The sequence below is a fragment of the Mesorhizobium sp. DCY119 genome (genome assembly GCF_003590645.1).
GTDB lineage: Bacteria > Pseudomonadota > Alphaproteobacteria > Rhizobiales > Rhizobiaceae > Mesorhizobium_M.
In genome coordinates, this window is record NZ_CP031834.1 from 4559161 (window position 1) to 4585850 (window position 26690).

The 26690-nt window shown below is 63.2% G+C and carries 28 protein-coding genes; 15 read left to right on the forward strand and 13 right to left on the reverse strand.

What is annotated here, in order from left to right:
• Positions 1–29: 29 nt before the first annotated feature.
• Positions 30–479, forward strand: coding sequence for an Rrf2 family transcriptional regulator (locus tag DZG07_RS22285; RefSeq protein WP_091917318.1), 450 nt, complete (start codon positions 30–32; stop codon positions 477–479).
• Positions 469–1365, forward strand: a complete 897-nt coding sequence (locus tag DZG07_RS22290) for an NAD(P)/FAD-dependent oxidoreductase (RefSeq protein WP_119820955.1) — start codon at positions 469–471, stop codon at positions 1363–1365. Before DZG07_RS22285 ends, DZG07_RS22290 begins: the two co-directional genes overlap by 11 nt.
• Before the next feature lie 5 nt (positions 1366–1370).
• Here the strand turns inward: DZG07_RS22290 and DZG07_RS22295 are convergent, their stop codons facing one another.
• On the reverse strand, positions 1371–2150 hold the full coding sequence (locus tag DZG07_RS22295) for a DeoR/GlpR family DNA-binding transcription regulator (protein ID WP_091917316.1): 780 nt from the start codon (positions 2148–2150) through the stop codon (positions 1371–1373).
• Positions 2151–2392: 242 nt separating this feature from the next.
• On the opposite strand from DZG07_RS22295, the gene DZG07_RS22300 reads away from it, so the two are divergent.
• The 5 genes from DZG07_RS22300 to DZG07_RS22320 all read left to right on the forward strand — a co-directional run bounded on the left by DZG07_RS22300 (position 2393) and on the right by DZG07_RS22320 (position 10238).
• Positions 2393–3367, forward strand: a complete 975-nt coding sequence (locus DZG07_RS22300; RefSeq protein WP_091917315.1) for an ABC transporter substrate-binding protein — start codon at positions 2393–2395, stop codon at positions 3365–3367.
• A 78-nt stretch (positions 3368–3445) separates the two neighbouring features.
• On the forward strand, positions 3446–4465 hold the full coding sequence (locus DZG07_RS22305) for a betaine/proline/choline family ABC transporter ATP-binding protein (protein ID WP_091917347.1): 1020 nt from the start codon (positions 3446–3448) through the stop codon (positions 4463–4465).
• Between the two features lie 214 nt (positions 4466–4679).
• Positions 4680–6701: an ABC transporter permease subunit gene (locus tag DZG07_RS22310; RefSeq protein ID WP_119820956.1), complete on the forward strand. Its 2022-nt coding sequence runs from the start codon at positions 4680–4682 to the stop codon at positions 6699–6701.
• A gap of 208 nt (positions 6702–6909) precedes the next feature.
• Positions 6910–7800 (forward strand): phosphotransferase family protein, encoded by an 891-nt coding sequence (locus tag DZG07_RS22315; protein ID WP_119820957.1) that lies wholly within the window; start codon positions 6910–6912, stop codon positions 7798–7800.
• A complete protein-coding gene (locus DZG07_RS22320) occupies positions 7797–10238 on the forward strand; it encodes an FAD-dependent oxidoreductase (RefSeq protein ID WP_119820959.1) in 2442 nt (813 codons plus the stop codon). The genes DZG07_RS22315 and DZG07_RS22320 overlap by 4 nt, the downstream gene beginning before the upstream one ends.
• Before the next feature lie 82 nt (positions 10239–10320).
• On the opposite strand, the gene DZG07_RS22325 is transcribed toward DZG07_RS22320, so the two are convergent.
• Genes DZG07_RS22325 through DZG07_RS22335 form a run of 3 tightly spaced genes read right to left on the reverse strand, consistent with a single transcriptional unit; the run spans position 10321 to position 12490 of the window.
• Positions 10321–11094: a lipo-like protein gene (locus DZG07_RS22325; protein ID WP_119820961.1), complete on the reverse strand. Its 774-nt coding sequence runs from the start codon at positions 11092–11094 to the stop codon at positions 10321–10323.
• A complete protein-coding gene (locus DZG07_RS22330) occupies positions 11091–12023 on the reverse strand; it encodes a CHAD domain-containing protein (RefSeq protein ID WP_119820963.1) in 933 nt (310 codons plus the stop codon). The genes DZG07_RS22325 and DZG07_RS22330 overlap by 4 nt, the downstream gene beginning before the upstream one ends.
• Positions 12020–12490 (reverse strand): CYTH domain-containing protein, encoded by a 471-nt coding sequence (locus tag DZG07_RS22335; RefSeq protein WP_091917310.1) that lies wholly within the window; start codon positions 12488–12490, stop codon positions 12020–12022. Before DZG07_RS22335 ends, DZG07_RS22330 begins: the two co-directional genes overlap by 4 nt.
• 79 nt (positions 12491–12569) lie before the next feature.
• Between DZG07_RS22335 and DZG07_RS22340 the strand changes: the two genes are divergently transcribed.
• The 4 genes from DZG07_RS22340 to DZG07_RS22355 all read left to right on the forward strand — a co-directional run bounded on the left by DZG07_RS22340 (position 12570) and on the right by DZG07_RS22355 (position 16389).
• Positions 12570–13268 (forward strand): CerR family C-terminal domain-containing protein, encoded by a 699-nt coding sequence (locus DZG07_RS22340; RefSeq protein ID WP_119820965.1) that lies wholly within the window; start codon positions 12570–12572, stop codon positions 13266–13268.
• Entirely contained in the window at positions 13265–14209 is a 945-nt protein-coding gene (locus tag DZG07_RS22345; protein WP_119820967.1) for an HlyD family efflux transporter periplasmic adaptor subunit, read from the forward strand. Before DZG07_RS22340 ends, DZG07_RS22345 begins: the two co-directional genes overlap by 4 nt.
• 129 nt (positions 14210–14338) lie before the next feature.
• Positions 14339–15256 carry an ABC transporter ATP-binding protein gene (locus DZG07_RS22350; protein ID WP_091917307.1) on the forward strand — a complete coding sequence of 306 codons (918 nt, stop codon included), beginning with the start codon at positions 14339–14341 and terminating at the stop codon, positions 15254–15256.
• Positions 15253–16389 carry an ABC transporter permease gene (locus tag DZG07_RS22355; protein ID WP_091917306.1) on the forward strand — a complete coding sequence of 379 codons (1137 nt, stop codon included), beginning with the start codon at positions 15253–15255 and terminating at the stop codon, positions 16387–16389. The genes DZG07_RS22350 and DZG07_RS22355 overlap by 4 nt, the downstream gene beginning before the upstream one ends.
• A 231-nt stretch (positions 16390–16620) precedes the next feature.
• Here the strand turns inward: DZG07_RS22355 and DZG07_RS22360 are convergent, their stop codons facing one another.
• Positions 16621–16938 carry a hypothetical protein gene (locus tag DZG07_RS22360; RefSeq protein ID WP_091917305.1) on the reverse strand — a complete coding sequence of 106 codons (318 nt, stop codon included), beginning with the start codon at positions 16936–16938 and terminating at the stop codon, positions 16621–16623.
• Between the two features lie 166 nt (positions 16939–17104).
• On the opposite strand from DZG07_RS22360, the gene mbfA reads away from it, so the two are divergent.
• The gene (mbfA, locus tag DZG07_RS22365) at positions 17105–18088 is read left to right on the forward strand and encodes an iron exporter MbfA (protein WP_119820969.1); all 984 of its coding nucleotides are present in this window, start codon (positions 17105–17107) and stop codon (positions 18086–18088) included.
• Here the strand turns inward: mbfA and DZG07_RS22370 are convergent.
• The 3 genes from DZG07_RS22370 to DZG07_RS22380 all read right to left on the reverse strand — a co-directional run bounded on the left by DZG07_RS22370 (position 18085) and on the right by DZG07_RS22380 (position 19058).
• The gene (locus DZG07_RS22370; protein WP_119820971.1) at positions 18085–18429 is read right to left on the reverse strand and encodes an antibiotic biosynthesis monooxygenase; all 345 of its coding nucleotides are present in this window, start codon (positions 18427–18429) and stop codon (positions 18085–18087) included. The two genes, mbfA and DZG07_RS22370, sit on opposite strands and share 4 nt — an antisense overlap.
• Positions 18426–18758, reverse strand: coding sequence for an NIPSNAP family protein (locus DZG07_RS22375; protein ID WP_119820973.1), 333 nt, complete (start codon positions 18756–18758; stop codon positions 18426–18428). Before DZG07_RS22375 ends, DZG07_RS22370 begins: the two co-directional genes overlap by 4 nt.
• Before the next feature lie 75 nt (positions 18759–18833).
• Positions 18834–19058: a DUF1127 domain-containing protein gene (locus DZG07_RS22380; RefSeq protein WP_119821984.1), complete on the reverse strand. Its 225-nt coding sequence runs from the start codon at positions 19056–19058 to the stop codon at positions 18834–18836.
• 70 nt (positions 19059–19128) lie between these two features.
• Here DZG07_RS22380 and DZG07_RS22385 point away from each other — a divergent pair, with 70 nt between their 5' ends.
• The gene (locus DZG07_RS22385) at positions 19129–19809 is read left to right on the forward strand and encodes a winged helix-turn-helix domain-containing protein (protein WP_119820975.1); all 681 of its coding nucleotides are present in this window, start codon (positions 19129–19131) and stop codon (positions 19807–19809) included.
• Positions 19810–19996: 187 nt separating this feature from the next.
• On the opposite strand, the gene DZG07_RS22390 is transcribed toward DZG07_RS22385, so the two are convergent.
• Complete coding sequence (locus DZG07_RS22390; protein WP_091917299.1) at positions 19997–20503, reverse strand: ferritin-like domain-containing protein; 507 nt, start codon at positions 20501–20503, stop codon at positions 19997–19999.
• A gap of 416 nt (positions 20504–20919) precedes the next feature.
• Between DZG07_RS22390 and DZG07_RS24380 the strand changes: the two genes are divergently transcribed.
• Positions 20920–21051, forward strand: a complete 132-nt coding sequence (locus tag DZG07_RS24380) for a hypothetical protein (RefSeq protein WP_091917298.1) — start codon at positions 20920–20922, stop codon at positions 21049–21051.
• Here DZG07_RS24380 and DZG07_RS22395 read toward each other — a convergent pair.
• The 4 genes from DZG07_RS22395 to DZG07_RS22410 form a co-directional block, all read right to left on the reverse strand.
• The gene (locus DZG07_RS22395; protein WP_119821986.1) at positions 21045–21416 is read right to left on the reverse strand and encodes a DUF1850 domain-containing protein; all 372 of its coding nucleotides are present in this window, start codon (positions 21414–21416) and stop codon (positions 21045–21047) included. The two genes, DZG07_RS24380 and DZG07_RS22395, sit on opposite strands and share 7 nt — an antisense overlap.
• Positions 21413–23518: a TRAP transporter permease gene (locus DZG07_RS22400; RefSeq protein ID WP_119821988.1), complete on the reverse strand. Its 2106-nt coding sequence runs from the start codon at positions 23516–23518 to the stop codon at positions 21413–21415. Before DZG07_RS22400 ends, DZG07_RS22395 begins: the two co-directional genes overlap by 4 nt.
• A 190-nt stretch (positions 23519–23708) precedes the next feature.
• Positions 23709–24668 (reverse strand): TAXI family TRAP transporter solute-binding subunit, encoded by a 960-nt coding sequence (locus DZG07_RS22405; protein WP_091917295.1) that lies wholly within the window; start codon positions 24666–24668, stop codon positions 23709–23711.
• A gap of 152 nt (positions 24669–24820) precedes the next feature.
• A complete protein-coding gene (locus tag DZG07_RS22410) occupies positions 24821–26110 on the reverse strand; it encodes an MFS transporter (protein WP_119820977.1) in 1290 nt (429 codons plus the stop codon).
• A gap of 91 nt (positions 26111–26201) precedes the next feature.
• Here DZG07_RS22410 and DZG07_RS22415 point away from each other — a divergent pair, with 91 nt between their 5' ends.
• The gene (locus DZG07_RS22415; protein ID WP_091917293.1) at positions 26202–26660 is read left to right on the forward strand and encodes a helix-turn-helix domain-containing protein; all 459 of its coding nucleotides are present in this window, start codon (positions 26202–26204) and stop codon (positions 26658–26660) included.
• Positions 26661–26690 lie beyond the last annotated feature (30 nt).

A 26690-nucleotide genomic window follows, 5' to 3' on the forward strand; every position in this document is an offset into this window, starting at 1 on the left:
TCGCTTCGATTCGTAACTAAGTAAGTTACATGAAACGAAACAGCAAACTTTCCTCGACCCTGCACATCCTCGTCCACATGGCCGAGGCGCGGGAGGGCATTCAAACCTCCGAGCAGCTCGCCTCCTTCATCCACACCAATCCGGTCGTCGTGCGCCGCACCATCGCGGGCCTGCGCGAAGCCGGCATCGTCGCCTCGGCGCGCGGCCATGGCGGCGGCTGGCAGCTTGCGCGGGCGCCTGAGACGATCTCGCTGGCCGAGATCTGCACCGCACTTGGCGAGACGCTGCTGCCCTTCAGCACTGAGCCGGAAACCCCCGGCTGCCTTGTCGAGCAGGCGGTGATTGCGGTGCTCGACGATTTTCGCGCCGAGGCGGAACGCCTGCTTCTGCAAAAGCTCGCCCGCGTGACGCTTGCCGACATCGCCGCCGATTTCCGCCGCCGCTATGCCGCACTTGGAGTGACCGAACATGCCGTATGACATCATCATCGTTGGCGGAAGCTTTGCCGGACTGGCCGCAGCCACGCAGATCGCGCGGGCACGGCGGCGGGTTCTGGTTATCGACGCCGGCCTGCCGCGTAACCGTTTCGCCGAGCATTCGCACGGTTTTCTCGGACAGGACGGGCGAGCGCCGGCAGAAATCCTTGGAGACGCACGCAGGCAGCTTCTTGCCTACCCGACGGCGAAAATCGTCGACGGCCTGGCTGACAAAGCGGAAGCGACGGATTTCGGTCTTCGCATCGGCATCGACAGCGGCGAAACGTTCGAGGCGTCACGGCTGATCCTGGCGACCGGCGTGCGCGACACGCTGCCGGACATTCCCGGCCTTGCCGAGCAATGGGGTAAGACCGTGCTGCACTGCCCCTATTGCCACGGCTATGAGGTGGCAATAGGGGCGCTCGGCGTTCTTGCAACCGGACCCATGGCCATTCACCAAGCGCAGATGATTGCCGATTGGGGCGATGTGACGTTGTTCACCAACGGCATTTTCGTGCCGAATGCGGAACAGCTGCAGGCGTTGAAGGCACGCAATGTGACGGTCGAGCCTGCCAGCGTCATCCGTGTCGAGGGCGACAGCGCCAGCGGCCTTCTCCTCAGGCTTGACGACGGCAGCACCCAAAAGATCAAGGCACTTTTCACCGCCCCGCGCACCTGCATGGTGAGCCCGCTGGCGGAACAACTGGGCTGCGAATTCGTCGATGGCTTTTTCGGGCCGGTCATCAAGGTCGACGAGCGCCAGCAGACGACGGTGCAAGGCGTCTACGCCGCCGGCGATGCCGCGCGCGAGCCTCACAATGTGGCCTTTGCCGTCGCGAACGGCACCTGGGCCGGCGTGGCGGCTCATCAGTCGCTGATTTTCGGGTAGTTGGCTCAGGCCACTTCGCGATGGTCGCCGGCGATCCTGAGGCGCGTGCCGGCGGTGTTGAGCGCGGCGACGATTTCGCGCGGCGGCATACGGTCCGTCGCCAGTTCGCCGAAGCCGGAGAAGCCGCAGACCTGAACGAGACCCTGCCGGCCGAACTTGGTGTGGTCGGTAATCACGATGGTTCGCGTGGCGCGCGACAGCACCATGCGGGCGAATTCGGCTTCCTCGAGATCGTAGTCCATCACGCCCATCTGGGCATCGATGGCACCGGTCGAAATGACGGCGTGGTTGACGCTGAAGCGGCTGACGAACTCGATGGCCGAGACGCCGAAGGCCGCACCTGAATCGCTGCGCAGCTCCCCGCCGGCCATATAGACCTTGTTGCCGTTGACGGTAGCCAGCGTGCGGGCGATGTCGGACGAATTCGTCACCACCGTCAGTCGGCGATGGCCGAGAAGCTCACGGGCGAGATAGCTCGTCGTCGTGCCGGTATCGAGCATGATCGACTCGCCGTCGCGGATGGTTGCAGCGACCAGCTGCGCGATCGCCCGCTTGGCCTCGGCGTTGTCGCGCATGCGGCGCTCGAAGGGCGCCTCGCCGACCAGAGTGGGCAGGCCGATGGCGCCATGCATCTTGATGACCGTGCCTTCGCTGGTCATCGGCTTCACGTCGCGCCGTATCGTCTCCAGCGACACGCCGAGCTTTTCAGCAAGCTCGGCGACGCTGATCGTGCCCTCTTCCTGAATAATCCGCAGTATCTCGCTGTGCCGTTTTGAATGGTTCATGGATCGCCGTATCAGATGCCATCATCTATGACCGCTTTTTAAGCAATTATGTGGCATTTTACAACTAGCTTACCTTCACCCGGTCAAAAAAACACAAAAGACCACAAATTTCCGTTGACAGCCACCTTACGTTGCGTGACACTCATCCTCAGGGAACAGACCTGAAGCCGGCTGAGAAACACAGGCAACCGCAGCTTCGGGCACATAAAACGAATACCAAAACGGTGAGCAGGAGGGTCAGCATGCCATTGGGCACCCGCACCATCAGTTCCGCGTTCGGCGCGTTAGCGCTATCGGCGGCTGCCCTCCTCTCATCGTCGCAGTGGGCGGGGGCCCAGGAGTCGACCGATCCGATCAAGCTGACGCTGCATGACTGGACCGGACAGCTCATCACCACCCAGATCATGGGCGAGGTGCTGAAGAAAGCAGGCTACAGCGTCGACTACGTGCAGGCCGATTATCTGGCCCAGTTTGCCGGCCTCGAGACGGGCGATCTCGATGTCGCAATGGAAATGTGGGAAACCACCGGCCGCGACGCCATGGACGCCGCGACCGCCACCGGAAAGGTCGAGAATTTCGGCCCGACCGGCATGAAGGCCAAGGAAGAGTGGTGGTTTCCGGACTACATGAAGGAAAAGTGCCCTGGCCTGCCTAACTGGGAAGCGCTGAAGGACGAGAAATGCGCCGAGGCCTTCTCAACCGCCGAAACCGCACCCAAGGGTCGCTACCTCGGCGGACCGGTGACCTGGGGCGGGTTTGACGACGAACGCGTCGAGGCGCTCGACCTGCCTTTCGAAGTCATACATGCCGGCACGGACGCGGCACTCTTTGCCGAGCTCGAAAGCGCCTATCAGCGCAAGGCGCCGATCCTGCTCTGGATCTACGCGCCGCACTGGGCGCCGGCCAAATACAAGGGCGAGTGGATCGAATTCCCGGAATACACGAAGGAGTGCTACACCGACCCGAAATGGGGATCGAACCCCGACGCTCAATATGATTGCGGCAAGCCGCATGGCGAAATCTGGAAGGTCGGCTGGGCCGGCGTGAAGGACAAATGGCCGGGCGCCCACAAGGCGATAAAGGCCTTCACGCTCGACAATGACGAGATGGGCCAGATGATCACCAAGGTCGACCTCGACGGCAAGAAGGTGGATGACGTGGTTGCAGAGTGGATAGGCGCCAACGAGCCCCGCTGGTCGGAGTGGATCAAGAAATAGGATAGAAATTGCCCCTGCCCGCCGCCCTCGTGCGGCGGGTTTTTTTTGCTTTCACAGACATCCCAAACCGGACGGATGATGACCGCATCGGAACCAAAACTCATCTGTCGTAATGTCTGGAAGGTTTTTGGTGCCGGCGCCGGGGAATTTCTGAACGCAAAAAATGCCGACACATCGCTGGCAAGCCTTGGCAAGGCCGGGCTGGTCGGGGCAGTGCGCGACGTCAATCTGGAAGTCCATGCCGGCGAAATCTTCGTCATCATGGGGCTGTCCGGCTCCGGCAAGTCGACGCTGGTACGCTGCCTGTCGCGGCTGGTGGAGCCGACGTCCGGCGAAATCCTGTTCAACGGCGAAAACCTGCTGGCGGCGAGCGAAAGCCGCATGATCGAGATTCGCCGGCACCAGATGGGCATGGTGTTTCAGCATTTTGCGCTGCTGCCGCACCTGACCGTGCTGGCCAACGTCGCCTTCCCGCTCGAAGTTCAGGGTGTCGACCGCGGGACGCGAGAGGCGCGGGCGAAGAAAATGATCGATCTGGTCGGGCTCTCGGGCAAGGAGAATTTCTTTCCGCGCGAGCTTTCCGGCGGCCAGCAGCAGCGCGTCGGCATTGCGCGATCCTTGTCCGTGGAGCCGGAACTGTGGTTCCTCGACGAGCCGTTTTCTGCGCTCGACCCGCTGATCCGGCGCGAGATGCAGGACGAGTTCATGCGCCTGCAATCTGTGCTCAAGAAGACGATCGTCTTCATCACCCATGATTTCGACGAAGCGATAAGGCTGGCCGACCGCATCGCCATCATGAAAGACGGCGCCATCGTCCAGGCCGGCACGCCGGAAGACATCGTGCTCAACCCGGCAACACCCTATGTCGCGGAATTCACCCGCAACGTGCCCAAGGCAAAGGTGGTCAAGGTCGGCTCCATCATGCGCGCCGCCAACTCCGCCGCCGGCACGGGTGCTACCGTGCGCGAGCGGGCAACGATCGCCGAAGCTGCCCCCATCTTCGCCAATGTCGATCGGATTGGCGTGGTCGACAGCGCCGGCAAGCCGGTCGGTGTGCTGCATCGCGACGATGTCGTCGAACTGATGATGCGGGGATGAAGATGCTTCGATTGTATCGATCCTCATGCCATCTGCTCGTTACAGCCCTACGATGCGCACCCCCACCCCTAGCCCCTCCCCACAAGGGGGAGGGGAACGCCCAAATCGCCGAGCCGACTCACCACCGGCGGGGGGCAGAGTTCCCCTCCCCCTTGTGGGGAGGGGTTAGGGGTGGGGGTAACCCGACCTCACATATTCTGCCGATGGGTGTCTCATGAGCACCCCGGCCATCGACACAAGCCAACGCACCATCGCCCCGCGCATGGACAGCGGCTTGCTGTCGATTGCGTGGCTGGCTGCCGGTGTTGTCTTTATCGCCCTTTGGCAATTCGGCCAGCCGATCTCGAAATGGGCTTTCGACTATCCAAAAGCGTGGCAGATTCCGCTGGCGCGCTGGATCAGCGATGCGATGAAATGGCTGGTCAACGAGGCGAGCTTTGGCCTCTTCACCTTCACCGACCTGACCCGGTTCATCGCCGATATCGTCAACCTGCCCTACCGGCTGGCGCTCAGCCTGCTTGCGACCGGCTTTCTGTCCGGCCAGGGATCGAGCGCGGTGCAAATCCTGCCACCGCTGTCGTGGATCGGAGTCATCGCCGTCGTCACGCTGATCGGCTACCACGCCGGCGGGCGCAGGCTTGCGGCAATCGTTGCCGTCTGCTTCGGCTTTCTTGCGGTCTTCGGCCAATGGCAGAGTGCCATGGTGACGCTGGCGTCGATCCTCGTCGCCGTGCCGCTCGGTGTGGTTGGCGGGCTGCTGCTCGGCATTACCGCCTATCGCTGGCCGCGTTTCGAGACGGCGCTGACGCCCATTCTCGACCTGATGCAGACGATTCCGGTCTTTGCCTATCTGGTACCGATCCTGTTCCTGTTCGGCTTCGGGCCGACGGCGGCGATCGTCGCGACGCTGATCTACGCCATGCCGCCGATGACGCGCATCACCGTGCTGGCGTTGCGCGCGGTGCCGTCCGAATTCCGCGACCTCGGCAACATGATCGGCTGCACGCGTCGGCAGATGACATGGCGGGTGCTGGTGCCTTCGGCCAAGGACAGCCTGATGGTCGGCGTCAACCAGGTGATCATGCTGTCGCTCAACATGGTCATCATCGCCTCGATGATCGGCGCCGGCGGCCTCGGCTTCGACGTGCTGGCCGCACTTCGGCGCCTCGATATCGGCGCGGGATTGGAAGCGGGCCTGGCCATCGTCGCCCTTGCAATCGCGCTCGACCGGCTGAGCCAGGCCTATGCGGCGCGCGCCGGCGCACCGGTCGCGCCTGCGGCCACTGGAGGCTTCGTCGCCCGCCATCCCTATACGTTCGCTGCCGTCGCGGTGGTCCTCGTCACTGGAGCCATCGGGCTCGTCCTGCCTGCGGTGCAGACCTATCCCGATGCGCTGAAACTCTCGACCGGCTCGTTCTGGTCGAATGTGGTCGGCTGGATCAACGTCAACTTCTTCGACACGTTCGAAGCGGTCAAGAACGCCGTCCTGCTCAACATACTGATACCGTTCAAGCGCCTGCTCGGCGGCCTGCCCTGGCTCGGCGTGACCGGCATTCTGGCCTTCGCCGGCTGGCGGCTCGGCGGTCTGAAGCTCGCCGCCATCGTCGGCGTTCTCGCCTTCCTCATTGCCACCACCGGCCAGTGGGAAAAGGCGATGATCACCACCTATCTCTGCGGCATCTCGGTGATCTTCGCATCCCTTCTCGGCATTCCGATCGGCATATTGGCAGCCGAGCGGGCGCGGCTGTGGAGCTGGGTGCGCGTCATCATCGACACGCTGCAGACGCTGCCCTCCTTTGTTTATCTGATGCCGGCGGTGATGCTTTTCCGCGTCGGCGATTTCACCGCCATGATCGCGGTCGTCGCCTATTCGATCGCGCCGGCGATCCGCTACACCGTGCACGGCCTGATGAAGGTCGACCCGCGCCTAATCGAAGCCGGCCGCGCCATGGGCTGCACGCCGTTCCAGATCCTCACCAAGATCAAGCTGAAGCTGGCACTGCCGGAAATCATGCTGGGGCTGAACCAGACGATCATGTTCGCGCTGTCGATGCTCGTCATTACCGCTTTGGTCGGCACGCGCGATCTCGGTCAGGAGGTCTATATCGCGCTGACCAAGGCGGATACCGGGCGCGGGCTGGTGGCGGGGTTTGCCGTCGCATTCATCGCGATCATCGCCGATCGGCTGATTTCTGCGGGGGCGGCGCGCGCAAAAATAAGGCTGGGGTTGGTGTGATGATGATGTTTGTTCCAAGACTTGGCTACGTCACAAGCACCCCCACTCCGTCGCGCTACACGCGCCACCTCTCCCCCTGCCCGGGGGAGAGGAAACCAAGCTGGAAAAGCGTCGGCATTGCGGCAGCATTTCCTCTCCCCCGGGCAGGGGGAGAGGTGGCCCGAAGGGACGGAGTGGGGGTGCTTCATCTTGCGAGGCACGATTGCCCATGACCTCCACCGAAGACCGCATCCGCGCCCTGCCCTGCTGGAACGGCAGCATCACCATCGAGCCGCTGAATGGCGGGCTGAGCAATGAGAATTTTCTGGTCTCAGACGCTGCCGGAAAACATGTCGTGCGCTTCGGCAAGGATTATCCGTTCCACCACGTCTACCGCGAGCGCGAGATCATGACCGCGCGGGCCGCATTCGAGGCGGGCTTTGCGCCTGAACTGCAATATGCCGAGCCGGGCGCGATGGTTACCGCTTATCTCGGCGCAAAAACCTTCGGGCCGGACGATGTGCGCGAGAACCGCATCCGCATCGCCGAGCTGGCGCGGCACTTCCACGAAGAGATGCCGAAGCATATCTCCGGTGCCGGCTTCATGTTCTGGGTGTTCCACGTCATTCGCGACTATGCCCGCACGCTCGAAGCTGGCGGCAGCCGCATGACGGCAGAGCTGCCCTCCTATGTCGCGCTGGCCGACGAACTGGAGCGCGCGCAACTGGCGCTGCCGGTGGTGTTCGGTCACAACGACCTGCTGCCGGCCAATTTTCTCGACGACGGCAACAGGCTTTGGCTCATCGACTTCGAATATGCCGGTTTCAACACCGCCATGTTCGATCTTGCCGGCGTGGCCTCCAATGCCGGCATGTCCGAGCAGGAATCGGAAGACCTGCTTGGCGCCTATTTCGGCCATGCGCCGAACATTCCGCTGCGCCGCGCGCACGCCGCCATGCAATGCGCCTCGCTGCTACGCGAGGCGATGTGGAGCATGGTTTCGGAACTGCACCTGACCGCGCCCGGCGCGGACTATGTCGCCTACACCGCTGAAAATCTCGAACGGCTCGACGCCGCCCTCGAACACTACCGCATGACATATGGAAAGACCGCATCATGACCTTGCCATCCCATGCCCAGATCGTCGTCATCGGCGGTGGCATCATCGGCTGCTCGACAGCCTACCATCTGGCGCGCGACCACAAGGCCGATGTCGTGCTGCTGGAACAAGGCCGGCTCACTTCGGGTTCTACATGGCATGCAGCGGGTCTGGTCGGGCAATTGCGCTCGTCGGCCTCGATCACGCGCGTGCTGAAATATTCGGTCGATCTCTACAAGCGGCTGGATGAGGAAACCGGGCTGGCCACCGGCTGGAAGATGACCGGCTGCCTGCGGCTTGCCACCAACCAGGACCGCTGGACCGAGTTCAAGCGGCTGGCAACCACGGCCAAAAGCTTCGGCATGGAGATGCATCTGGTCTCGCCCGAGGAGGTCAAGCGCATGTGGCCGCTGATGGAGACCTCCGATCTCGTCGGCGCGAGCTGGCTGCCAACCGACGGCCAGGCGAGCCCTTCGGACATCACGCAGTCGCTGGCTAAGGGCGCGCGCATGCATGGCGCCAAGCTTTTCGAGGAGGTGCGCGTCACCGGCTTCGGAATGAAGGACGGCCGCATCACTGCGGTGAAGACGAACAAGGGCGACATCGCCTGCGAAAAGGTGGTGAACTGCGCCGGCCAGTGGGCGCGGCAGGTGGGCGCTATGGCCGGCATAAACGTGCCGCTGCAGCCGGTAAAGCACCAGTACATCATCACGGAGAAGATCGACGGGCTTTCCACCGACGCACCGACGATCCGCGATCCCGACCGGCTGACCTATTTCAAGGAAGAGGTCGGCGGCCTCGTGATGGGCGGCTACGAGCCGAACCCGCAGGGCTGGACGACGGGAGACGTGCCGAACGACTGGGAATTCCGCCTGTTCGATGACGATTTCGACCATTTCGAGCAGCATATGACGCAGGCCATCGCCCGCGTGCCGGCGCTCGAAAAAGTGGGCGTCAAGCAGATGATCAATGGGCCGGAAAGCTTTACGCCGGACGGCAATTTCATCCTCGGCGTCGCGCCGGAATGCTCGAACATGTTCGTCGGCGCCGGATTCAACGCCTTCGGCATCGCCTCGGGCGGCGGCGCGGGCTGGGTGCTGGCGCAGTGGGCGGTCGACGGCGAGGCGCCGCTCGATCTGTGGACCGTCGACATCCGCCGCTTCTCCGGCCTGCACCGCGACCGGCAATGGGTGTCGGATCGCACGTTGGAAGCCTATGGCAAGCACTACACGATCGGCTTTCCGCATGAGGAATATCAGTCCGGCCGGCCGCGCATCGTCTCGCCGCTCTATGAGCGGCTGAAGAAGCATCGCGCCGTGTTCGGCTCGAAACTCGGCTGGGAGCGGCCGAACTGGTTCGCGCCCGCAGGCATCGAGCCCGAGGATATCTATTCCATGGGCCGGCAAAACTGGTTCGAGCCGGTGGGCTACGAGCACCGCCATGTGCGCGAGGCGGTCGGTATCTTCGACCAGTCGTCATTCGCCAAATACGAGATGAGCGGCCCCGACGCGCTGAAGGCGCTGGACTGGATCTGCGCCAACGATGTCAACAAGCCGGTCGGGCGGATGACCTACACCCAGCTTCTCAACACGCGCGGCGGCATCGAGGCCGATATCGTCGTGGCGCGGCTTGCCGATGAGAAGTTCTACATCGTCACCGGCACCGGCTTCCGCACGCATGACCTGTCGTGGATCAGCGACCACATTCCCGCCGGCCTCGACGTGACACTGACCGACGTAACCGAGGAATTCGGAACGCTGTCGCTGATGGGGCCGCGGGCGCGGGACGTTCTGGAGGCTATAACCGAGGCCGACGTGTCCAATGCGGAATTCCCTTTCGGCCATGTCCGGGAGATCGTTATTGCCGGCCACACGGTTCGCGCCTTGCGCGTCACCTATGTCGGGGAACTAGGCTGGGAACTGCATGTGCCGATAGGGGCTGCCGGTGAAATCTTCGACGCGCTGATGGCGGCGGGTAAGCCCCACGGCATCCGCCCGGTCGGCTACCGCGCGCTGGAATCGCTGCGGCTGGAAAAAGGCTACCGCGCCTGGGGCGCCGACATCACGCCCAACGACACGCCACAGGAGGCCGGACTGGGCTGGGCGGTGAAGCTGAAGAAGAACACTGATTTCCTCGGCCGACGCGCCCTGGAAGGGCTGAGTGGCGAGCCGCTGAAGAAGCGCTTCGCCGGCTTCATCGTTGACGACCCGGACGTGGTGCTGCTCGGCCGCGAAACCATCCTGCGCAATGGCGAGCCGGTCGGCTACCTCTCCAGCGGCGGCTTCGGCTACACGCTCGGCAAACCGGTCGGTTATGGTTATGTCCGCAATGTTGACGGCGTCAGCGACGAATTTTTGACCAGCGGCGATTATGAACTGGTGGTGGCCATGGAGCGGACCAAGGCACGCATCCATCTCAAGCCGTTTTATGACCCGGCAATGGCGAAGGTGAAGGCTTAAGCGCTACGGCAATTTCGCGGCGTTAATGTCCCGGCGGTTCGCCTCCAAAGCCGCCGCTGGTTCTTCCTCCACCGGCCGCGGCTCATCCCCCCCAGGTCACCGTCTTGTAGTCGAAACCATATTCCAGCGTCGGCTTGACGATCTGGAAATAGGGCGACAGGTCGAAGTCGCGCGGGGTGTAGAGCGAGTGGTGGCGGATGTGCAGGATTTCCTGGCGCATATAGGTCGATTGCGCCGAGGCGCGGCCGGGCGCGCGGGTGATTTCGGGCAGGATCGGATAGCGGATCTGGCCATAGGCTTCGGCGATCATCGACGAACAGATGGCGCGGGTCGGGTCGCCCGAACCGAAGGCGATCAGGCGTCGGCGCCAGCGCACCGGTATCGGCGGCGTCGGCATGAAATAGCGCAGCATGTCGGTGATGTTCTTCAGGTCGTATTTTAGGCCGAGCCGCGAGATCATGAAGGACACGACCTTGTTGCGGTCATCCGGTGTCAGGCCGCGGGCACGGCAGATGCGGGTGTTGTAGGTGCGGTATTTCGACAGCGGTACCGCCACGCAGCCCTCGCCAAGATTGACCTCGATCAGCCGCGGCCGCTCCGAGCCATCCTCCGGCTCGGGCAGCGCGTCGCCCACATAGAAGGCCGAGTGCGACCAGGTCGACTGGGTGAGGTATTTGATGACGGCCGAAATGCGCTGGTTGCCCTCGATGAGAAGGATATCGCCGGGCTCCAGCACGCGGCGCAGGGTTTCGGGATCGGACGGCGTGTAAGGCTGGTAGCCAGACGATTCCTGCTGCAGCCGGCCGGCCAGCCAATGGCCGATGCGGTCAAGCAGCGTGTCCCTCGGGGCCGTCATTGGTCGGTCGCGGGGCGCTCTTCATCGGCCCCGGCCTGGTAGTTCTTGACGATCCGGCGGGCAGTCTTGTTCGGCGCATCGTCGAAAAGCCGCTCGGCCTCGCGCAGGGCCTCCTTCTTCAGCGCCTTTTCGGAGCGCTTGATCAGCCGGCGCAGCAGCGCCAGTTCCCGCCCATTGCCCAGCGCCTTGCCCTCTTCCTCGATAAGCCGGCGCAGCACGAAAAGGTCGTTCAGTTCGCCAAGCCGCTCGCCCAATTCGTCCACCGCCTTGCGGCGTGGTTTCAGCGGGCGCGGCCAGAAGGCATGCAGCAGCTGAAGATGCATCCAATGCGTCTTCACGCATTTGCGCAGTTCATGAAAGTCTTCAGGCGCGCCGTGCTTTTGTGCCTTCTCGAGCGCACGCGACGCCTGCCGCATAGCCTTTCGGGCGCCGTCGGCAAGCAGATCGGCGGCAGCCTCCGGTTCGTATGGCAGCACGAAGGTGCCAAGGGCCATGCGCCCGCGTTCGCAGTCGGCGAGCGCCTCGTCGATATCGGCCTCCAGCCCGGCGCCATTGGTCGAGATCGCGGCGCGGCGCGCAACGAGAACACCGCGCGGGCCGGCAAGGGCGTTATAGGCGGTGTCCTGTGGAAACGCCCTGACCAGCCGGTCGATCGTTTCGATCAGGGCCGTTGCCTCGCGCGCGCCGGCCAGGCTGCGGCCAAGATCGCGATAGCGGGCATTTTCGCTGCGGCAGAAATCCTCGTCCGCATCCCGCACCAGCCGGAACAGCGCGCGCAAGCGCTTGAAGCGGCGGCGCGACTGGTGAAGCTTGACCTCCGGTTCAGTGCGTGCCGCCGCAAGGTCCTCCATCGCCGTGCCGATTTCCTCGGTGGCGATGCGCCGTATCTCGGCGGTGAGCGGCAGGCGCGGATCGATGCGAAAGTTCATGCAACCTCTCCCGGCCGGCCGTGCAGCGCCAGCGAAGCGTTGTAGAATTCCGTTTGCCCGGTCACTTCGCGGCCAAGCCAGGCGGGCAGCGCACTATTCGGGACATCCTCCGGCGTTTCGAGCTCCGCCATGACCAGCCCGGTCAGATCGCCGCCAAAGACATCGACTTCGTAAAGATGCCCGCCATGGCGGACATTGTAGCGCGTTTTTTCCACGACGCATCCGACGGCAAAGTCCAGCATTTCCTCCGCATCCGCCAGCGGGATCGCATATTCGAACTCGTCGCGGACGCGCGCATGGACACCGAATTTGAGCGTGAGCAGCGCCGCACCCTCGCGGATGCGCACGCGCACGGAGCGATCCGGCTCGGCATCGAGATAGAACTGGCGCATCGAAACGGCAGCCTCGGCCAAGGCACGCCAGCCTTCGCCAGTCACCAGGAATTTGCGTTCTATTTCCTTGGCCATGGCGCGAGAATAAAGCCTACCCGGCCCTCCGGGGCAAGCCGTATTGACTTTAATCATTCGATTGATTAAACTATGAGGCATGATCAGGAAACCGAGCTCAGCAAACACGCAGGCAGCCTCGTCTCCCTCCGCCGAGCAGACGCGGACTGCGCTCATTCGCGCCGCGCTGACGCTTTTCGGTGCCAAGGGCTTCGAGGGCACGTCGACGCGTGAAATCGCCGCCCAGGCCAATGCCAATATCGGCTCCATCGCCTATCACTTCGGCGGCAAGGAGGGGCTAAGGACGGCAGCGGCGGACTATATCGTCGCGACCATCCAGGGCATTGCCGGCCAGGCGCTGGGCAATTTCGAGCTTGCTGGCGGGGCGAAGATCACGCCGGAAGGCGCACATGCGCAGCTTCGGGCAGCCCTTGAGCGCATGGTCGCCTTCGTCGTCGTGCAGCCCGAGGCTGGCGAGATCGTGCAGTTCCTGCTGCGCGAGCTTGCCCATCCGACGGCAGCGCTCGACCGCATCTATAGCGGCGTGTTCGAACCGACCCACAAGCGGCTCTGCGCGATGTGGGAGGCTGCCACAGGCGAAGCCGCCGAGAGTGAGGAAACCAAGCTCGTCGTCTTCACGCTTATCGGACAGGTCATCTATTTCCGCATCGGCCGCGAGGCCGTGAAGCGGCGCATGGGCTGGAATGAAATCGGCCAGGCGGACGCGGCCAAGATCGCGGTGGTCGCCGGGCAAAATCTCGATGCAATCCTGAACTCCCGGAAAGGCAGGAAGCCATGAGCTTTCTTTGCGCCATCCCTCTCGCCGCCTCGCTGTTTTCGTCCTGTGCGGGCGAAGCGCCGCTGGCCGTCGGCTATGTCGAGGGCGACTATGTTCTGCTGGCGCCGATCGAGGTGGCGCAGGTGCGTTCTATCGCGGTGAAGCGCGGCGACCGCGCCGAGCCCGGCAAGCCGATCGCGCTTATGGAAGACGCCGATGCGAAGATCGCCGTCGCGCAGGCAGAAGCCGCCCTTGCCCAGGCACAGGCCGAGCTTGCCGACCTTCAGATCGGCAAGCGGCCCGAGGAAATCGCCGTGCTGGAAGCTTCAGTGCAATCGGCCAAGGCGCAGGCCGACGACGCCCAGCGCACATTGAGCCGCACGCAAGACCTGACAAAGCGGGGCGTCGCCACGCAGGCGCAGCTGGACGATGCGACTACGAAAATGGAGGTCGCGGCAGCCGCAATCGGACAGAGCACGGCCAATCTTGCAGTCGGGCGCCTGCCGGCACGGCCCGAGACGATCAAGGCCGCGGAGAACGCGGTGAAGGTCGCGCAAGCCAAGCTCGAGCAGGCGCGCTGGCAGCTTTCCAAGCGGACCATCGAAGCGCCCGCACCCGGCCGCGTCAGCGACGTCATCCGCAATCCAGGCGACGTCGCCGGACCGTCCGCGCCAGTGATTTCCATGCTGCCGGACGGAGCGGTGAAGCTGAAGGTCTATGTGCCGGAAGCGCAGTTCTCGTCGGTCAAGATCGGCACCGAATTGTCGGTGCGCTGCGACGGGTGCCGCCCGGATTTGAAGGCGAAGGTGAGCTATGTCTCGCCCGACCCTGAGTTCACGCCGCCGGTCATCTACTCGCTGGAGACCCGCCAGAAGCTGGTCTACCTCGTCGAAGCGCGGCCGGAAGGCGATGCGACGCCGTTGCAGCCGGGGCAGATCGTGGATGTGAGTTTAGGGGAGTAGTGAGTAGTGAGTAGTGAGTAGTGAGTAGTGAGTAGTTAAATCCGGATTGAGCGCGGCCATGTCAAAGATAGTTTCCTCTACTCGCTATTCACTACTCACTATTCACTGCATCGCCGAAGGCGATGCACAATGAACGCCATCGAAGTCCACAACCTGGTCAAGCGCTTCGGCACGAAAACCGTCGTCGATCATGTGACGATGAGCGTGGCCGAGGGCGAGATCGTCGGCTTTCTCGGGCCGAACGGCTCGGGCAAGACGACGACGATCCGCATCATGTGCGGGCTGCTGACGCCCGACGAAGGCGACGGCCAGGTGCTCGGCTACGATCTTCTGACCGACAGCCTGAAGATCAAGCGCGAGGTCGGCTACATGACCCAGAAATTCTCGTTCTATGAAGACCTGACCATCGGCGAAAACCTCGAATTCGTCGCAAGGCTCTACCAGCTGCGGCCGGTGGAGGAGCATGTCGGCCGAACGCTGGAAGAGCTGGGACTGACCTCACGGCGCGACCAGCTGGCCGGCACGCTCTCTGGCGGCTGGAAGCAGCGGCTGGCGCTCGCCGCCTGCATCATGCACAAGCCGAAGCTGCTGCTGCTCGACGAGCCGACCGCCGGCGTCGACCCCAAGGCGCGGCGCGAATTCTGGGACGAGATCCACCGGCTGGCGCGAGACGGGCTGACCGTTCTGGTCTCGACCCACTACATGGACGAGGCCGAGCGCTGCCATCGCATCAGCTACATTTCCTACGGCAAGCTGCTCGCCACCGGCACGGTCGACGAGGTGATCGCTAATGCCGGGCTGAGCACCTTCGTGGTCAGCGGGCCGAGACTGAACGAGGTCGCGGCAGCACTCGAAGGCAAGCCCGGCGTCGAGCAGGTCGCGCCCTTCGGCACGACGCTGCATGTCGTCGGCTCCGACCGCAAGCTGCTCGAAGCGGCACTGAAGGAGATCAAGGCGCGCAAGGACACGAAGGTTGAGCCGGGCGAAACCAGCCTGGAGGACGTGTTCATCCAATTCATGGCTGGGTCGAAGGACAACATGGCATGAACGCTATGTTTTCCTTCGCCCGCCTCGGCGCGCTTTTGATGAAGGAATTCATCCAGATGCGCCGCGACCGCATCACCTTCGCCATGATGCTGGGCGTGCCGCTGATGCAACTGGTACTGTTCGGTTTCGCCATCAACAGCGATCCGAAAAGCCTGCCGGCGGCCCTCGTCGCCACCAGCAACGACCAATACACCCGCGCCATGGTGTCGGCGCTGCAGATGACCGACTACTACCGTTTCGACTATGTGGCGCAGAGTGCGGCGGAGGCCGAAGAACTGATGGCCAAGGGCGCCGTTTCCTTCGTCGTCACCATTCCCTCGGATTTTGCACGGCGCGTCGAGCGGCGCGACAGCCCGCAGATCCTGATCGAGGCTGATGCGACAGATCCTTCGGCGGCGAGCGGCGCGGTCTCGACGCTGAGCACTGTGGCAAGCCAGGCGCTGCTGCGCGAACAGGGCATGCAGGCCGAAGCCGCCGAGACCGCCAAGACCCAGCTTCAGGTGGTCGTGCACAAACGCTACAACCCCGAAGGCATCTCGCAATACAACATCGTGCCCGGCCTGCTCGGTGTCATCCTGCAGATGACCATGGTGATGATGACCTCCATGGCGCTGACGCGCGAGACCGAGCGCGGCACGATGGAAAACCTGCTGGCCATGCCAGCGAGCCCGGCCGAGATCATGCTGGGCAAGGTGCTGCCCTTCCTCGTGGTCGGCGCGGTGCAGGTGGCGGTGGTGCTGGTGGCAGCCAAGCTGCTGTTTGCTATCCCCTTCGTCGGCTCACTTTCGCTGCTCTTGTCGGCCGTGCTGGTGTTCGTGCTGTCGCTGGTGCTGCTCGGCTACACCATCTCGACCATGGCGCGCACGCAGATGCAGGCGATGCAGCTCACCTTCTTTTTCTTCCTGCCGTCGCTGCTGCTGTCGGGCTTCATGTTTCCCTATCGCGGCATGCCGGACTGGGCGCAGGTTCTGGGTGAGATTTTTCCGCTGACGCATTTCCTGCGCATCGTGCGGGCGGTGATGCTGAAGGGTGCCGACTTCCAGGCGATTGCGGGAGAGGTCAGCGCACTGGTGCTGTTCGTGTTCCTGTTTGCAGGGCTGGCGCTGTTCCGCTTCCGGCGGACGCTGGATTGAGTTCAGCTTTGCGTGGTCCAATCATGTTTGGGTGCGTCCTTCGAGGCTCGCTTCGCTCGCACCTCAGGATGAGGGAGTTTGGCGCGCCATGATCTGAACCTGAAGCGTAAGCGCGTCTCAGAATAGAGAGCCTCTGCCGGCACCTTCCTCCCTCATCCTGAGGTGCGAGCGAAGCGAGCCTCGAAGGACCCACCCAGGCAACCGAAGGTCAAATCCTGGGCAGCCCGGGCATCACCCCAGCAGCACGCTCTTGCGCTTGTCGCCGCCGGCCTTGCGCCAGGCGTTGAGGCGATGGGTTGCGGCGGCGAAGGAAATCTTCATCGCCTGGGCCACCGAATAGCGGCTCTTGCCCTCGTCGAACAGGCGATAGCAGCACTCGACGCCGTCGGCGGTCAGCTTGCCGTCGCAGGTCTTGTTGCGCGGGTCGGCGGGGTCGAATTTCTGTGCCGGCGGCTGGAGCATGCCCTTGAGGCGTTCGAGATCGGACTCGATGCTGGCGATGAGTTCGAGCACGGGCTTGGGATCGAGGGGCTGCTTCTTGGCCGACATCGCGACTTCCTTCTTATGAGTATAGCTTAGCCTATATAGGTGAAGGTATGGCTATAAAAAGACCGGCGCCTGCTTTTTTGTCGCGGCGGTCCGCCCTGCCCCGGCCATTGACCACGGCGGGACATGATCCTAGTTTAGAACTATTCTAAACTAGGTATTCGCACTCATGCTTTCCCGCGTTTTCGGCTTTGGCCGCCGTCCCTTCGAATCCCTGTCGGAACAGGAAATCCTGGCGCTTGCAATCTCGTCGGAAGAAGACGATGCGCGCATCTACCGCGCCTATGCCGACGGCCTCTCGGAGCAATATCCAGACTCGTCCAAGGTGTTCGAGGAAATGGCGGAGGAAGAAGACGGCCATCGCGCCGTGCTGATCGAACTCCACCGCAAGCGCTTCGGCGAGCGCATTCCGCTGATCCGGCGCGAGCATGTGCGCGGCTGGTATGAACGCAGGCCCGACTGGCTGGTGCGGCCGCTCGGCCTCGACAAGGTGCGGGCCATGGCCGAGCAGATGGAGGACCAGGCCTACCGCTTCTATATCGAGGCGATAAAGCGGACCTCCGATGCTTCGACGCGCAAGCTGCTCGGCGATCTGGCGGCTGCCGAAAAAGTGCACGAGTCGCTGGCCGTTCGGCTTGGCCAGAAGCACCTGACCGACGACGTGAAGTCGCAGGAAGCTGCGACCGAGCGGCGGCAATTCATCCTGACCATGGTGCAGCCGGGACTGGCGGGCCTGATGGACGGTTCGGTGTCGACGCTGGCGCCGATCTTTGCCGCAGCCTTTGCCACGGGCGACACATGGCAGACATTTCTGGTCGGCCTGTCGGCCTCGGTGGGTGCCGGCATTTCCATGGGCTTCACCGAAGCGGCGCATGATGACGGCAAGATTTCGGGCCGCGGCTCGCCGATCATCCGGGGGCTGGCTTCCGGCATCATGACGGCGATCGGCGGGCTTGGACATGCCCTGCCCTATCTGATCGCCGATTTCTGGACGGCAACGACGATCGCCGCGATCGTGGTCTTCATCGAGCTCTGGGCCATCGTCTTCATCCAGAACCGCTTCATGGAAACGCCCTGGCTGCGCGCCACGCTGCAAGTGGTGCTCGGCGGCGCGCTGGTGCTGGCGGCAGGTGTGCTGATCGGGAATGCTTAGCCATTCACCACCAGACTATCCGCCGGCGCTTCCGCCCTTTCATCAAGCCCATAATCGCGCACGACATGGGCGATGCGCAGGCGATAACCTTCGAAGATGCCGCCGCGTCCGGCCTGCTGCGCCTGCCGGTGTTCCTCGGTGTTGCGCCACGCCTTGACCGCCTCCTCGTCGCGCCAGAACGACAGCGACAGCATGCGGTCGGGATTGGTCAGGCTCTGGAACCGCTCGACCGAGATGAAGCCGTCCATGCTCTCCAGCAGCGGCTTCAGATTGCCGGCGATGCCGAGATAGGCGTCGCGCTTGCCTTCGGCGGGCGTGACTTCGAAGATGACTGCGATCATGGCAAGACCTTTGCGGCGTGCGGCCCCGAGGCCAGTTTCAGGAAGATGCGGTCCTCGCGGCGGATGAATTTTTTCTCCTTGGCGAAAGCGTAATTTTCTCTCCCGAGGAGGTCGGACGCAAGCCGTGCGCGGTAAGCTTCGTAGGCGGCGAGGTTTTCGATGTTGTAGACGCCGTAGGCCGTCGTTGCCGAGCCTTCATGCGGGGCGAAATAGCCGATGAGATCGGCACCGCAGCGCGGGATCGCCTGGCCCCAATTGCGGGCATATTCCTCAAAATCGGTCTTGCCGAACGGATCGATCTCATAGCGGATGAAACAGGTGATGGTCATTTTTCTTTCCTCATGATTGCGGGAGGGGAATGGTTCGATCTTCGTCGAAACATCCGGCTGGTCGATCTGTCATGCTCAGCGCCGCCAGAACGGCTTGGCGCATTCGCGTGCCACGTCGTTCGGCGAGATGCCGATATCGCGCAGCAGGTGATCGTCGAGTTCGGCAAGGTCCTGGCGCTGGAGCCAGCGCTCGTAGCGGGAAACGATGCAGCGACAGAACCGGAGGAATGGCGCGAAGGCAGAGCCGGGCCTCTCGGGTTGCCCCAAATTCGCAGCGTCTCGAAGGGCGGTATCGGTCATGTTTTTCTCCATCGTCATGCAACAGAGAATACAGCTTGCAGCACATGAATGCTTCGACTAGCATCGAACTATGAAGAACGGTCCCGACATAGCGCGCATTGCCAGCCTCGTAGGCGACCCGGCACGCGCCAACATGCTGACGGCACTGATGGGCGGCGGCGCGCTGACCGCCAGCGAACTGGCGCTGGAAGCCGGCGTCACCGTGCAGACGGCGAGTTCGCATCTGTCGAAGCTGATGGAGGGTGGGCTGCTGTCGCTCGCGGCACAGGGCCGCCACCGCTATTACGGCCTTGCCAGCACGCAGGTGGCCGGCATGCTGGAATCGATCATGGGTGTGGCCGCCACATCCGGGCCGCAGCGCGTGCGCCCCGGCCCGCGCGACGCGACGATGCGGGAAGCACGCATCTGCTACGACCATCTCGCCGGCGACCACGCCGTGGCGATGCTCGACGGTTTTCTGGCGCGCAAGATTCTTTTGCGCGACGGCGACAAGATCACGATAGGAAAGGCCGGCACCGGTTATTTCCAGGCGGTCGGCATCGAGCCGGAAACGCTGAAGAAATCCCGCCGGCAGGTCTGCCGCGCCTGCCTCGACTGGAGCGTACGGCGCTCGCATCTGGCCGGCACGCTGGGTGCCGCGATCTTCGACAAGATCCTCACTGAGAAATGGGCGCGCCGCGACGCCGAAAGCCGGGCGGTCGTATTTTCGCCTGCCGGCAAAAAGGAATTCGAGAAGGCTTTTCTCAGCTAGACAAAAAGCGCGGCGTCATCCCGGAAGCCGTAGCGAAGCGAAGGCTATCCGGGGACCCATTCCGTGAGATTCGTTGTTCCGGAATGGGTCCCGGGTCTCTGCATTCGCTTCGCTCATGCTCCGCCCGGGATGACGACCGTTCTTAACTGCCGCCAATTGCAAAAACCGATGAACCGCTCACCGAGCGCTACTCGGCGGCCTGCAGGTTGATGTTACCCTCGGCAAGCGTCGTCAGCTTCTTGTCGGTCGCTTCCTCCTCCTTGAGGTTCTTCACAAGCACGGCGGCGCAGTCGTCGCGGCCAAGCTGCTTGGCCCAGGCGGCCAAGGTGCCGTAGCGCGTGATCTCGTAATGCTCGACAGCCTGAGCGGACGCGATAAGCGCCGCATCCAGAACCTGCTTGTCGTCGATGTCGCCGCTGACCTCGTCGGCCTCTTCCAGAATGCCGTCAATGGCCGGGCAATTGACGCCCTTGGCCGTGACCCCGTGCATCTCGAACACCTGCTCGACGCGTTCGATATGGCCCTTGGTTTCCTGAAGATGCTTCTGGAAGCCAACCTTGAGGTCGGCGTTCGTTGCCTTGTCGATCATCTTCGGCAATGCCTTCTCGATCTGCTTTTCGGCATAGTAGATGTCCTGCAGCGTGTGCACGAAAAGATCGTCGAGTGTTTTGATGTCTTTCGAAAAAAAGCCCATGGTTTCGGCCCTTCCTGTTTCACGTTGATGTGGGAAGTTTTTGAGCACGGATGCTCGAGGGAGGCCGGTCGAACCGGTGCTCCATCGGCCAGGTCTCCCCGGTCCATTAGCCAACGTGCCGATGCGGGCACGGTTCCTTCAAATCTTCATCGAAACGGAAAAACTTGGTCCCGCATCGATGCAGGTCAGTTTTTGCGCGAGCTGCCGATTCAACGCAAAATATGTGGCGCAAAAGGCACAGTCGGGGGAATCACGACGATTGCCAGCAAAACACCGCCAAACCAACGCTTTTCGGCCATGATCGGGGCCGGTTTTGTGAAGAAGTTAACAGCGCATTCACCGTCTATTCACGACAATAGCCTAACAATCGCGTCCATATTCGGAAGGGACATCCGAGGGACTTGGGACTTAAGAAAATGGCACTCTGGCACCGCATCACCAACTACGCAGTAGCGCTCCGCGAATTCGTCGCGCCGACCTACCGCCCGGAGCGTCATTACATGCGCGGACCCGGTCCCGCCTGCGCCCGCCGCGCTGCCTTTCATTGAGCGGATTGTTCACACGGTTTGATCTTTACCGGCGCGCCTGCGGCAGCGCCGATAACGGTGCATTGGCTATTCGCGCACAGCGACCAGCCCTCGCCCGTCGCGCCTGACGCGGCCAGCACAAGCTCCGGTCGCGGCGGCAGCTTCGGCGCATAGACCCACCAGCCATCCTTCAACACAGCATCCTCGGGCGGCTCCATGCCGGCGCCCGAACCCTTGATGCGCGCCTGAACGATCTCGAGGCCGGCAGGCATCACCCGCCAGGCCTCTTCCCAGCGCGTCTTCTGCACCGAATGGGTCCAGGACAGCGTGAAGGCGGTCGCCGCCATCACCGTGACCTTGCCGGCTGCGAGGATGCAGAGGCTCATGCCGGCGCGTCGCCCGACGCGCGTGCGCGCCACCAGTGCCAGCCGATCCATATGGCAGCGAGCGCGAAGCCGGCCTCGTCGGTCAGCGGCAGTGCGACGACCAGCAGGACGCCGGCCGCGAACGCAACCACGCGCTCCCAGATGGCCATGCGCACGACCAGGAAGCCGACCACGGCAGCACCCCAAAGGACAATGCCCAGGCAGGCCTTGAAGACGATGTAGACGACCTCGACGGGATAGCCGTAGGCAGCCGCCATCGGCCCGGCATCCTGCAGCATCAGCGCCGGCGTGTAGACTGCCATGAAGGGCACGACGAAACCGGCGATCGCAAGCTTCGTTGCCTGGATACCGATCTTGAGGCCGGACTCCTTGGCCATGGGTGCCGCGGCAAAGGCTGCCAGCGCCACCGGCGGCGTCAGATCGGCCATGATGCCGAAATAGAAGACGAACATGTGGCTGACGATGAGCGGCACGCCGAGCTCGAGCAGCGCCGGGCCGGCCAGCGACGAGGTGATGATGTAGTTCGGTATCGTCGGGATGCCCATGCCGAGCACGAGGCAGGTGAGCATGGTCAGCACCAGCGACAGGAACAGGTTGTTCTCGCCGATCGAGATGATCCAGCCGATGAAGGTCGAAGCGATGCCGGTCAGCGTCAGCGTGCCGATGACGATGCCGACGATGGCGCAGGCGATGCCGACCGGCAGCGCGTTCTTGGCGCCTTCGGCCAGCGAGTCGACGCAAATGACCAGCGTCTCGCGGCCGCCCTTGAACAGCGCGCAGGCGATGACCAGCGCGCCGATGACCAGGGCCAGGATGTTGACGCCGAACTTCATGAAGGCGGCTGCCGCCAGCCCAAGCGCGATCCAAAACACGACGCGGAAGGCGAAGGGGCCGATGAGTGCTGCCAGCGGCGTGCCGAGGATCAGGACGACCGTCAACGCCAGGCCCATCGTGCCGGCGAAGATCGGCGTGTAGCCGGCAAAGAGCAGGTAGACGAGAGCCGCCAGCGGCAGCACCAGCGGCCAATGCTGCTTCACCGCGCTCCATGGATTGGGCAGCGTCGCCTTGTCCATGCCGCGCAGATTGGCCTTGCCGGCTTCGAGATGAACCTGCCAGAAACAGGCGCCGAAATAGAGGAGCGCAGGGATGATTGCCGCTTTCACGATCGCCGCATAGGGCACGTTCAGCGTCTCGGCCATGATGAAGGCGACAGCGCCCATGACGGGCGGCATGATCTGCCCGCCCATCGACGATGTCGCTTCCACACCGCCGGCAAAAGCCGAGCGGAAACCGAAGCGCTTCATCAGCGGGATGGTGAACTGGCCGCTGGCGACGACATTGGCGACGCCCGAGCCCGAGATCGTGCCCATCAGCGCCGATGACAGGATGCAGACCTGCGCCGGCCCGCCGCGCCAGCCGCCGACGAGGCCGAGCGCGAAATCGTTGAACAGCGCGATCATGCCGGCACGCTCGAGGAAGGCGGCGAAGACCACGAAGATGAAGATATAGGCGGCCGAAACATAGATCGGCGTGCCGTAGATGCCCTCTGTGCCGTAGGCGAAGTTTTCGATGATCTGGTCGAAACTGTAGCCGCGATGCACGAAAGGATCCGGCAAATAATTGCCGAAGAAACAGTAGGCGAGGAACAGCCCGGCTATGATGGTGAGCGGCAGGCCCATCAGCCGGCGAGCACCCTCGAACACCAGCGCGATCAGCACCACGCCGACGAAGAGATCGACATGGGTGAGGAAGCCGCTGCGCTGGATCAGCGGCACATATTCGGCCCAGTTGTAGATGCCGGTGAGGAAGCCGACGATGCCGAGCAGCCAGAACCAGGCTTTTCCCGCGGTCGTCTTGGCGCGCAGATTGGCGATCAGCGCAAAGCCGAGCAGCAGCAGGAACCCGACATGCATGGCCCGCACCACCTGGCTCGGCAGCGCGCCATAGGCGGCGGTGTAGAGCTGGAAGGCCGAAAACGCCACAGCGATCCAGAAGGCGATTTTGCCGGCGATGCCCTCGCCGAAGCCCGGCGGCAGGCCTTCGATCGGCTCCTCGACATTGGGAGAGATGACGGTGGTGGTTTGGTGCTGCGTTTCAGTCATTGCGAGGACTTTCATGAGCGGGACGGCGACGCATCTATCCCTCCCCCTTGAGGGGAGGGTGCCGAGCAAAGCGAGGCGGGTGGGGTCAGCGCGGCAGCTCGCCAGCGCAAAGGGATGTGGAGCACTGCCGCAACGACCCCACCCGGCCCTACGGGCCACCCTCCCCTCAAGGGGGAGGGAAAGTCGCGAGCTACTTCAACAGCCCCTTTTCCTTGTAGTAACGCTCGGCGCCCGGATGCAGCGGCACCGGCATGCCGTCCAGTGCCTTGGCGGGGTCGATCGCCTTGGCAGCGGCGTGGGCTGCCGTCAGCTTGTCGAGATTGTCGAACAGCAGCTTGGTCATCTGGTAGGCGGTCTCGTCGGAGACGCCGTCATGGGTGATGAGGAAATTGCCGACGGCTGCCGTTTCGACATCGGCGTCCTGGCCGTCATAGGTGCCGGCCGGAATGATGACCGAGAGATAGGGCGTGCCGATCTTTTCGACGTCAGCCTTCGGCACCGCCACGACGTTGATTTTCAGCGAGGTCGCGAGATCGCGGATCGAGGCGACGCCGAGGCCCGCGGATTGCAGCGTGGCGTCGAGCTGGCGGTTCTTGATGAGTTCGACGGATTCGGCGAAGGGCAGATATTCGACCTTGCCGAGATCCTCATATTTCAGGCCGGCGGCCTCGAAGATCGCGCGGGCATTGAGCTCGGTGCCGGAGGCCGGCGCGCCGACCGACAGGCTCTTGCCCTTCAGGTCGGCCAAGGTCTTGATGCCGGAATCGGCACTGGCGACGATCTGAATGTAGTTGGGATAGATGGCGGCGATACCGCGCAATTTGTCGAGCTTGCCGGGGAAGCCGGCTTCCTTGTGGCCTTCGACAGCAAGCTTCACGGAATCGCCCAGCGAAAAGCCGATCTCGCCCTTGCCCTGCTGAAGCAGATTGAGGTTTTCGACCGAGGCCTTAGTCGCCTGCACCTGCGTGCGTGCGCCTTCGATGCCCTTGCCGTAGATTTCCGACAGCGCCACGCCGAGCGGGTAGTACACGCCCGAAGTGCCGCCGGTCAGCACGTTGATGAATTCGGCCGCCCTGGCAGAGACGCTGCCCAGGCCAAGCGACAGCGCGACGGCGCCGGCTGCCAGAATCTTCGTTTTCAGATTAAGCATGCAATTTCCTCCCTCGTGTTTCCTTGCCGCGCCACCGCTCCACCCGGCACAACCGGTGCGAGTTTAGAGAGCGAACCGGAAATGCCAACCCGCAATCGTCGCTTGTGCGACGAAGGGTTTAGAGAGGGCCCTGGAAGCTCTCCCGCGTAACGTCAGTTGCTCCCGATCGCCTGCGTGGCGGTTGCGGGCGTAGCGCTTAGTGTTGCAGCCCAGAAGGCGATTGCCAGGGCGCTGATGCCGGCCCCGAGCAGGCAGACGCCGGTCCACCCGGCGTAGGCGTAGATCATCGTCGACAGTGAGGAACCAAGGGCGCTGCCGATCGAATAGAAGACCATATAGGCCGCGGTCAGCCGGCTCTGCGCTTCGGGCCGGACGCGGTAGATCATGCCCTGGTTGGTGACATGCACGGCCTGCAATCCGAAATCGATGATCAGAACGCCGGCAATCAGCCACAGGATCGAATGCGGCAGCAGCGCGATCGGCAACCACGCGACAAGCATCAGCGCCAGCGCAATGCCTGTCGTGCGCTGGCCGTAGCCGCGATCGGTCCAGCGCCCTGCCCGCGCAGCGCCAAGCGCACCTGCGGCACCTGCCAATCCGAAAAGGCCGATGGCCGTGTGCGACAGCGAGAAGGGCGGCGCGCTCAACGGCAACACCAAGGGCGTCAGCAGCGTCGTGATATCGGCAAAGATCAGCATGGCGATGATCGCCCGAATGCGAAGCACAGGCTCCTCAGCGAATAGCGTGAAGAGCGAGCCGATCAGGCGCGGATATGACATGCGCTTGTTCTGCGGCTCCTGCGCCGGCAGCACCTTGTAGAGCAGTGCGGCGATGATCAGCGTCAGCACTGCGGAAACGAAATAGACCGTGCGCCAGCCCGAGAGATCGGTGAGCGTGCCCGCCACGGTGCGCGCAAGCAGAATGCCGAGCACGATGCCGCTGGTGACGACGCCAACCACCTGCCCGCGCTCGGCCGGTCGCGCCAGGCTTGCGGCATAGGCGACAAGCGCCTGCGTGACGACAGCCATCAAGCCCATCGCGGCCATGGAGCCCAGCAGCATGGCGCCCGTCGTCGAGAAACCGACCGAGACGAGCGCCAAAACCGAGAGAAGCGACTGGCCGACCACCAGCTTGCGCCGGTCGACGAGATCGCCAAGCGGCACCAGCAGGACGAGGCCCAGCCCGTAGCCGAGCTGCGTAAAGCCGACGATCAGCCCGGCGGTGGCGCGGGCGATGCCGAGATCGTCGGCCATCACGTCGAGCAGCGGATGGGCAAAGTAGGCATTGGCGACGGCTAATCCGCTCGCCACGGCAAACAGCAGCACGACAGGGCGCGAGAGGCCGGAGGAGAGCCGCTCATTGCCCTTTTCGAATTCGCTTGCCTGGAGACACGCGCCAGCGCTCGCGGCGCCGGCGGACGCCACCTCGTTTGTCGATCGCATTGTAAGCTCCGATTATGGAATCGGTTTCATTATGAAACCGATTGATCGATAGCAAACAAGGTTTTATAATGCAACCGAAATTGGAGGCGGCATGGTCAAGCGAAGAAGCCTGAAGGGAGATTACTGCCCGAGCGCGAGATCGCTGGATGTGATCGGCGATTGGTGGTCGCTGCTGATCGTGCGCGACGCGTTTGACGGGCTGACGCGTTTCGGCGAATTCCAGAAAAGCCTCGGCATTGCCAAGAACATTCTCTCCGAACGGCTGCGCACGCTGATCGCGCGCGGCATCCTTGAGGCGGTTCCGGCGGCTGATGGCGGTGCGCATCAGGAATACCGCCTGACCGCGATGGGACGCGACCTCTTCCCGGTGATGGTGGCGCTGAGGCAATGGGGCGAGCAGCATCTGTTCGCGCCCGGTGAAGAACATTCCAAGCTTGTCGAGCGGGACACCGGCCTGCCGGTGCGGCTGGATGTGCGTGTCAACGACGGGCGGCCTGCCGGACCGGACAATACCGTCATCCTCAAAGTGCCCGAGCCGGATCAGGACTGATCCCCGCGAAAAACCGGCTCTTGCGTAACT

What these genes read in the sequence shown, in the direction of transcription:
- DZG07_RS22285 (WP_091917318.1), top strand. Translation starts at nt 30, where the DNA reads ATGAAACGAAACAGCAAACTTTCCTCGACCCTGCACATCCTCGTCCAC.
- DZG07_RS22290 (WP_119820955.1), top strand. Translation starts at nt 469, where the DNA reads ATGCCGTATGACATCATCATCGTTGGCGGAAGCTTTGCCGGACTGGCC.
- DZG07_RS22295 (WP_091917316.1), bottom strand. Translation starts at nt 2,150, where the DNA reads ATGAACCATTCAAAACGGCACAGCGAGATACTGCGGATTATTCAGGAA.
- DZG07_RS22300 (WP_091917315.1), top strand. Translation starts at nt 2,393, where the DNA reads ATGCCATTGGGCACCCGCACCATCAGTTCCGCGTTCGGCGCGTTAGCG.
- DZG07_RS22305 (WP_091917347.1), top strand. Translation starts at nt 3,446, where the DNA reads ATGACCGCATCGGAACCAAAACTCATCTGTCGTAATGTCTGGAAGGTT.
- DZG07_RS22310 (WP_119820956.1), top strand. Translation starts at nt 4,680, where the DNA reads ATGAGCACCCCGGCCATCGACACAAGCCAACGCACCATCGCCCCGCGC.
- DZG07_RS22315 (WP_119820957.1), top strand. Translation starts at nt 6,910, where the DNA reads ATGACCTCCACCGAAGACCGCATCCGCGCCCTGCCCTGCTGGAACGGC.
- DZG07_RS22320 (WP_119820959.1), top strand. Translation starts at nt 7,797, where the DNA reads ATGACCTTGCCATCCCATGCCCAGATCGTCGTCATCGGCGGTGGCATC.
- DZG07_RS22325 (WP_119820961.1), bottom strand. Translation starts at nt 11,094, where the DNA reads ATGACGGCCCCGAGGGACACGCTGCTTGACCGCATCGGCCATTGGCTG.
- DZG07_RS22330 (WP_119820963.1), bottom strand. Translation starts at nt 12,023, where the DNA reads ATGAACTTTCGCATCGATCCGCGCCTGCCGCTCACCGCCGAGATACGG.
- DZG07_RS22335 (WP_091917310.1), bottom strand. Translation starts at nt 12,490, where the DNA reads ATGGCCAAGGAAATAGAACGCAAATTCCTGGTGACTGGCGAAGGCTGG.
- DZG07_RS22340 (WP_119820965.1), top strand. Translation starts at nt 12,570, where the DNA reads ATGATCAGGAAACCGAGCTCAGCAAACACGCAGGCAGCCTCGTCTCCC.
- DZG07_RS22345 (WP_119820967.1), top strand. Translation starts at nt 13,265, where the DNA reads ATGAGCTTTCTTTGCGCCATCCCTCTCGCCGCCTCGCTGTTTTCGTCC.
- DZG07_RS22350 (WP_091917307.1), top strand. Translation starts at nt 14,339, where the DNA reads ATGAACGCCATCGAAGTCCACAACCTGGTCAAGCGCTTCGGCACGAAA.
- DZG07_RS22355 (WP_091917306.1), top strand. Translation starts at nt 15,253, where the DNA reads ATGAACGCTATGTTTTCCTTCGCCCGCCTCGGCGCGCTTTTGATGAAG.
- DZG07_RS22360 (WP_091917305.1), bottom strand. Translation starts at nt 16,938, where the DNA reads ATGTCGGCCAAGAAGCAGCCCCTCGATCCCAAGCCCGTGCTCGAACTC.
- mbfA (WP_119820969.1), top strand. Translation starts at nt 17,105, where the DNA reads ATGCTTTCCCGCGTTTTCGGCTTTGGCCGCCGTCCCTTCGAATCCCTG.
- DZG07_RS22370 (WP_119820971.1), bottom strand. Translation starts at nt 18,429, where the DNA reads ATGATCGCAGTCATCTTCGAAGTCACGCCCGCCGAAGGCAAGCGCGAC.
- DZG07_RS22375 (WP_119820973.1), bottom strand. Translation starts at nt 18,758, where the DNA reads ATGACCATCACCTGTTTCATCCGCTATGAGATCGATCCGTTCGGCAAG.
- DZG07_RS22380 (WP_119821984.1), bottom strand. Translation starts at nt 19,058, where the DNA reads ATGACCGATACCGCCCTTCGAGACGCTGCGAATTTGGGGCAACCCGAG.
- DZG07_RS22385 (WP_119820975.1), top strand. Translation starts at nt 19,129, where the DNA reads ATGAAGAACGGTCCCGACATAGCGCGCATTGCCAGCCTCGTAGGCGAC.
- DZG07_RS22390 (WP_091917299.1), bottom strand. Translation starts at nt 20,503, where the DNA reads ATGGGCTTTTTTTCGAAAGACATCAAAACACTCGACGATCTTTTCGTG.
- DZG07_RS24380 (WP_091917298.1), top strand. Translation starts at nt 20,920, where the DNA reads ATGGCACTCTGGCACCGCATCACCAACTACGCAGTAGCGCTCCGCGAA.
- DZG07_RS22395 (WP_119821986.1), bottom strand. Translation starts at nt 21,416, where the DNA reads ATGAGCCTCTGCATCCTCGCAGCCGGCAAGGTCACGGTGATGGCGGCG.
- DZG07_RS22400 (WP_119821988.1), bottom strand. Translation starts at nt 23,518, where the DNA reads ATGACTGAAACGCAGCACCAAACCACCACCGTCATCTCTCCCAATGTC.
- DZG07_RS22405 (WP_091917295.1), bottom strand. Translation starts at nt 24,668, where the DNA reads ATGCTTAATCTGAAAACGAAGATTCTGGCAGCCGGCGCCGTCGCGCTG.
- DZG07_RS22410 (WP_119820977.1), bottom strand. Translation starts at nt 26,110, where the DNA reads ATGCGATCGACAAACGAGGTGGCGTCCGCCGGCGCCGCGAGCGCTGGC.
- DZG07_RS22415 (WP_091917293.1), top strand. Translation starts at nt 26,202, where the DNA reads ATGGTCAAGCGAAGAAGCCTGAAGGGAGATTACTGCCCGAGCGCGAGA.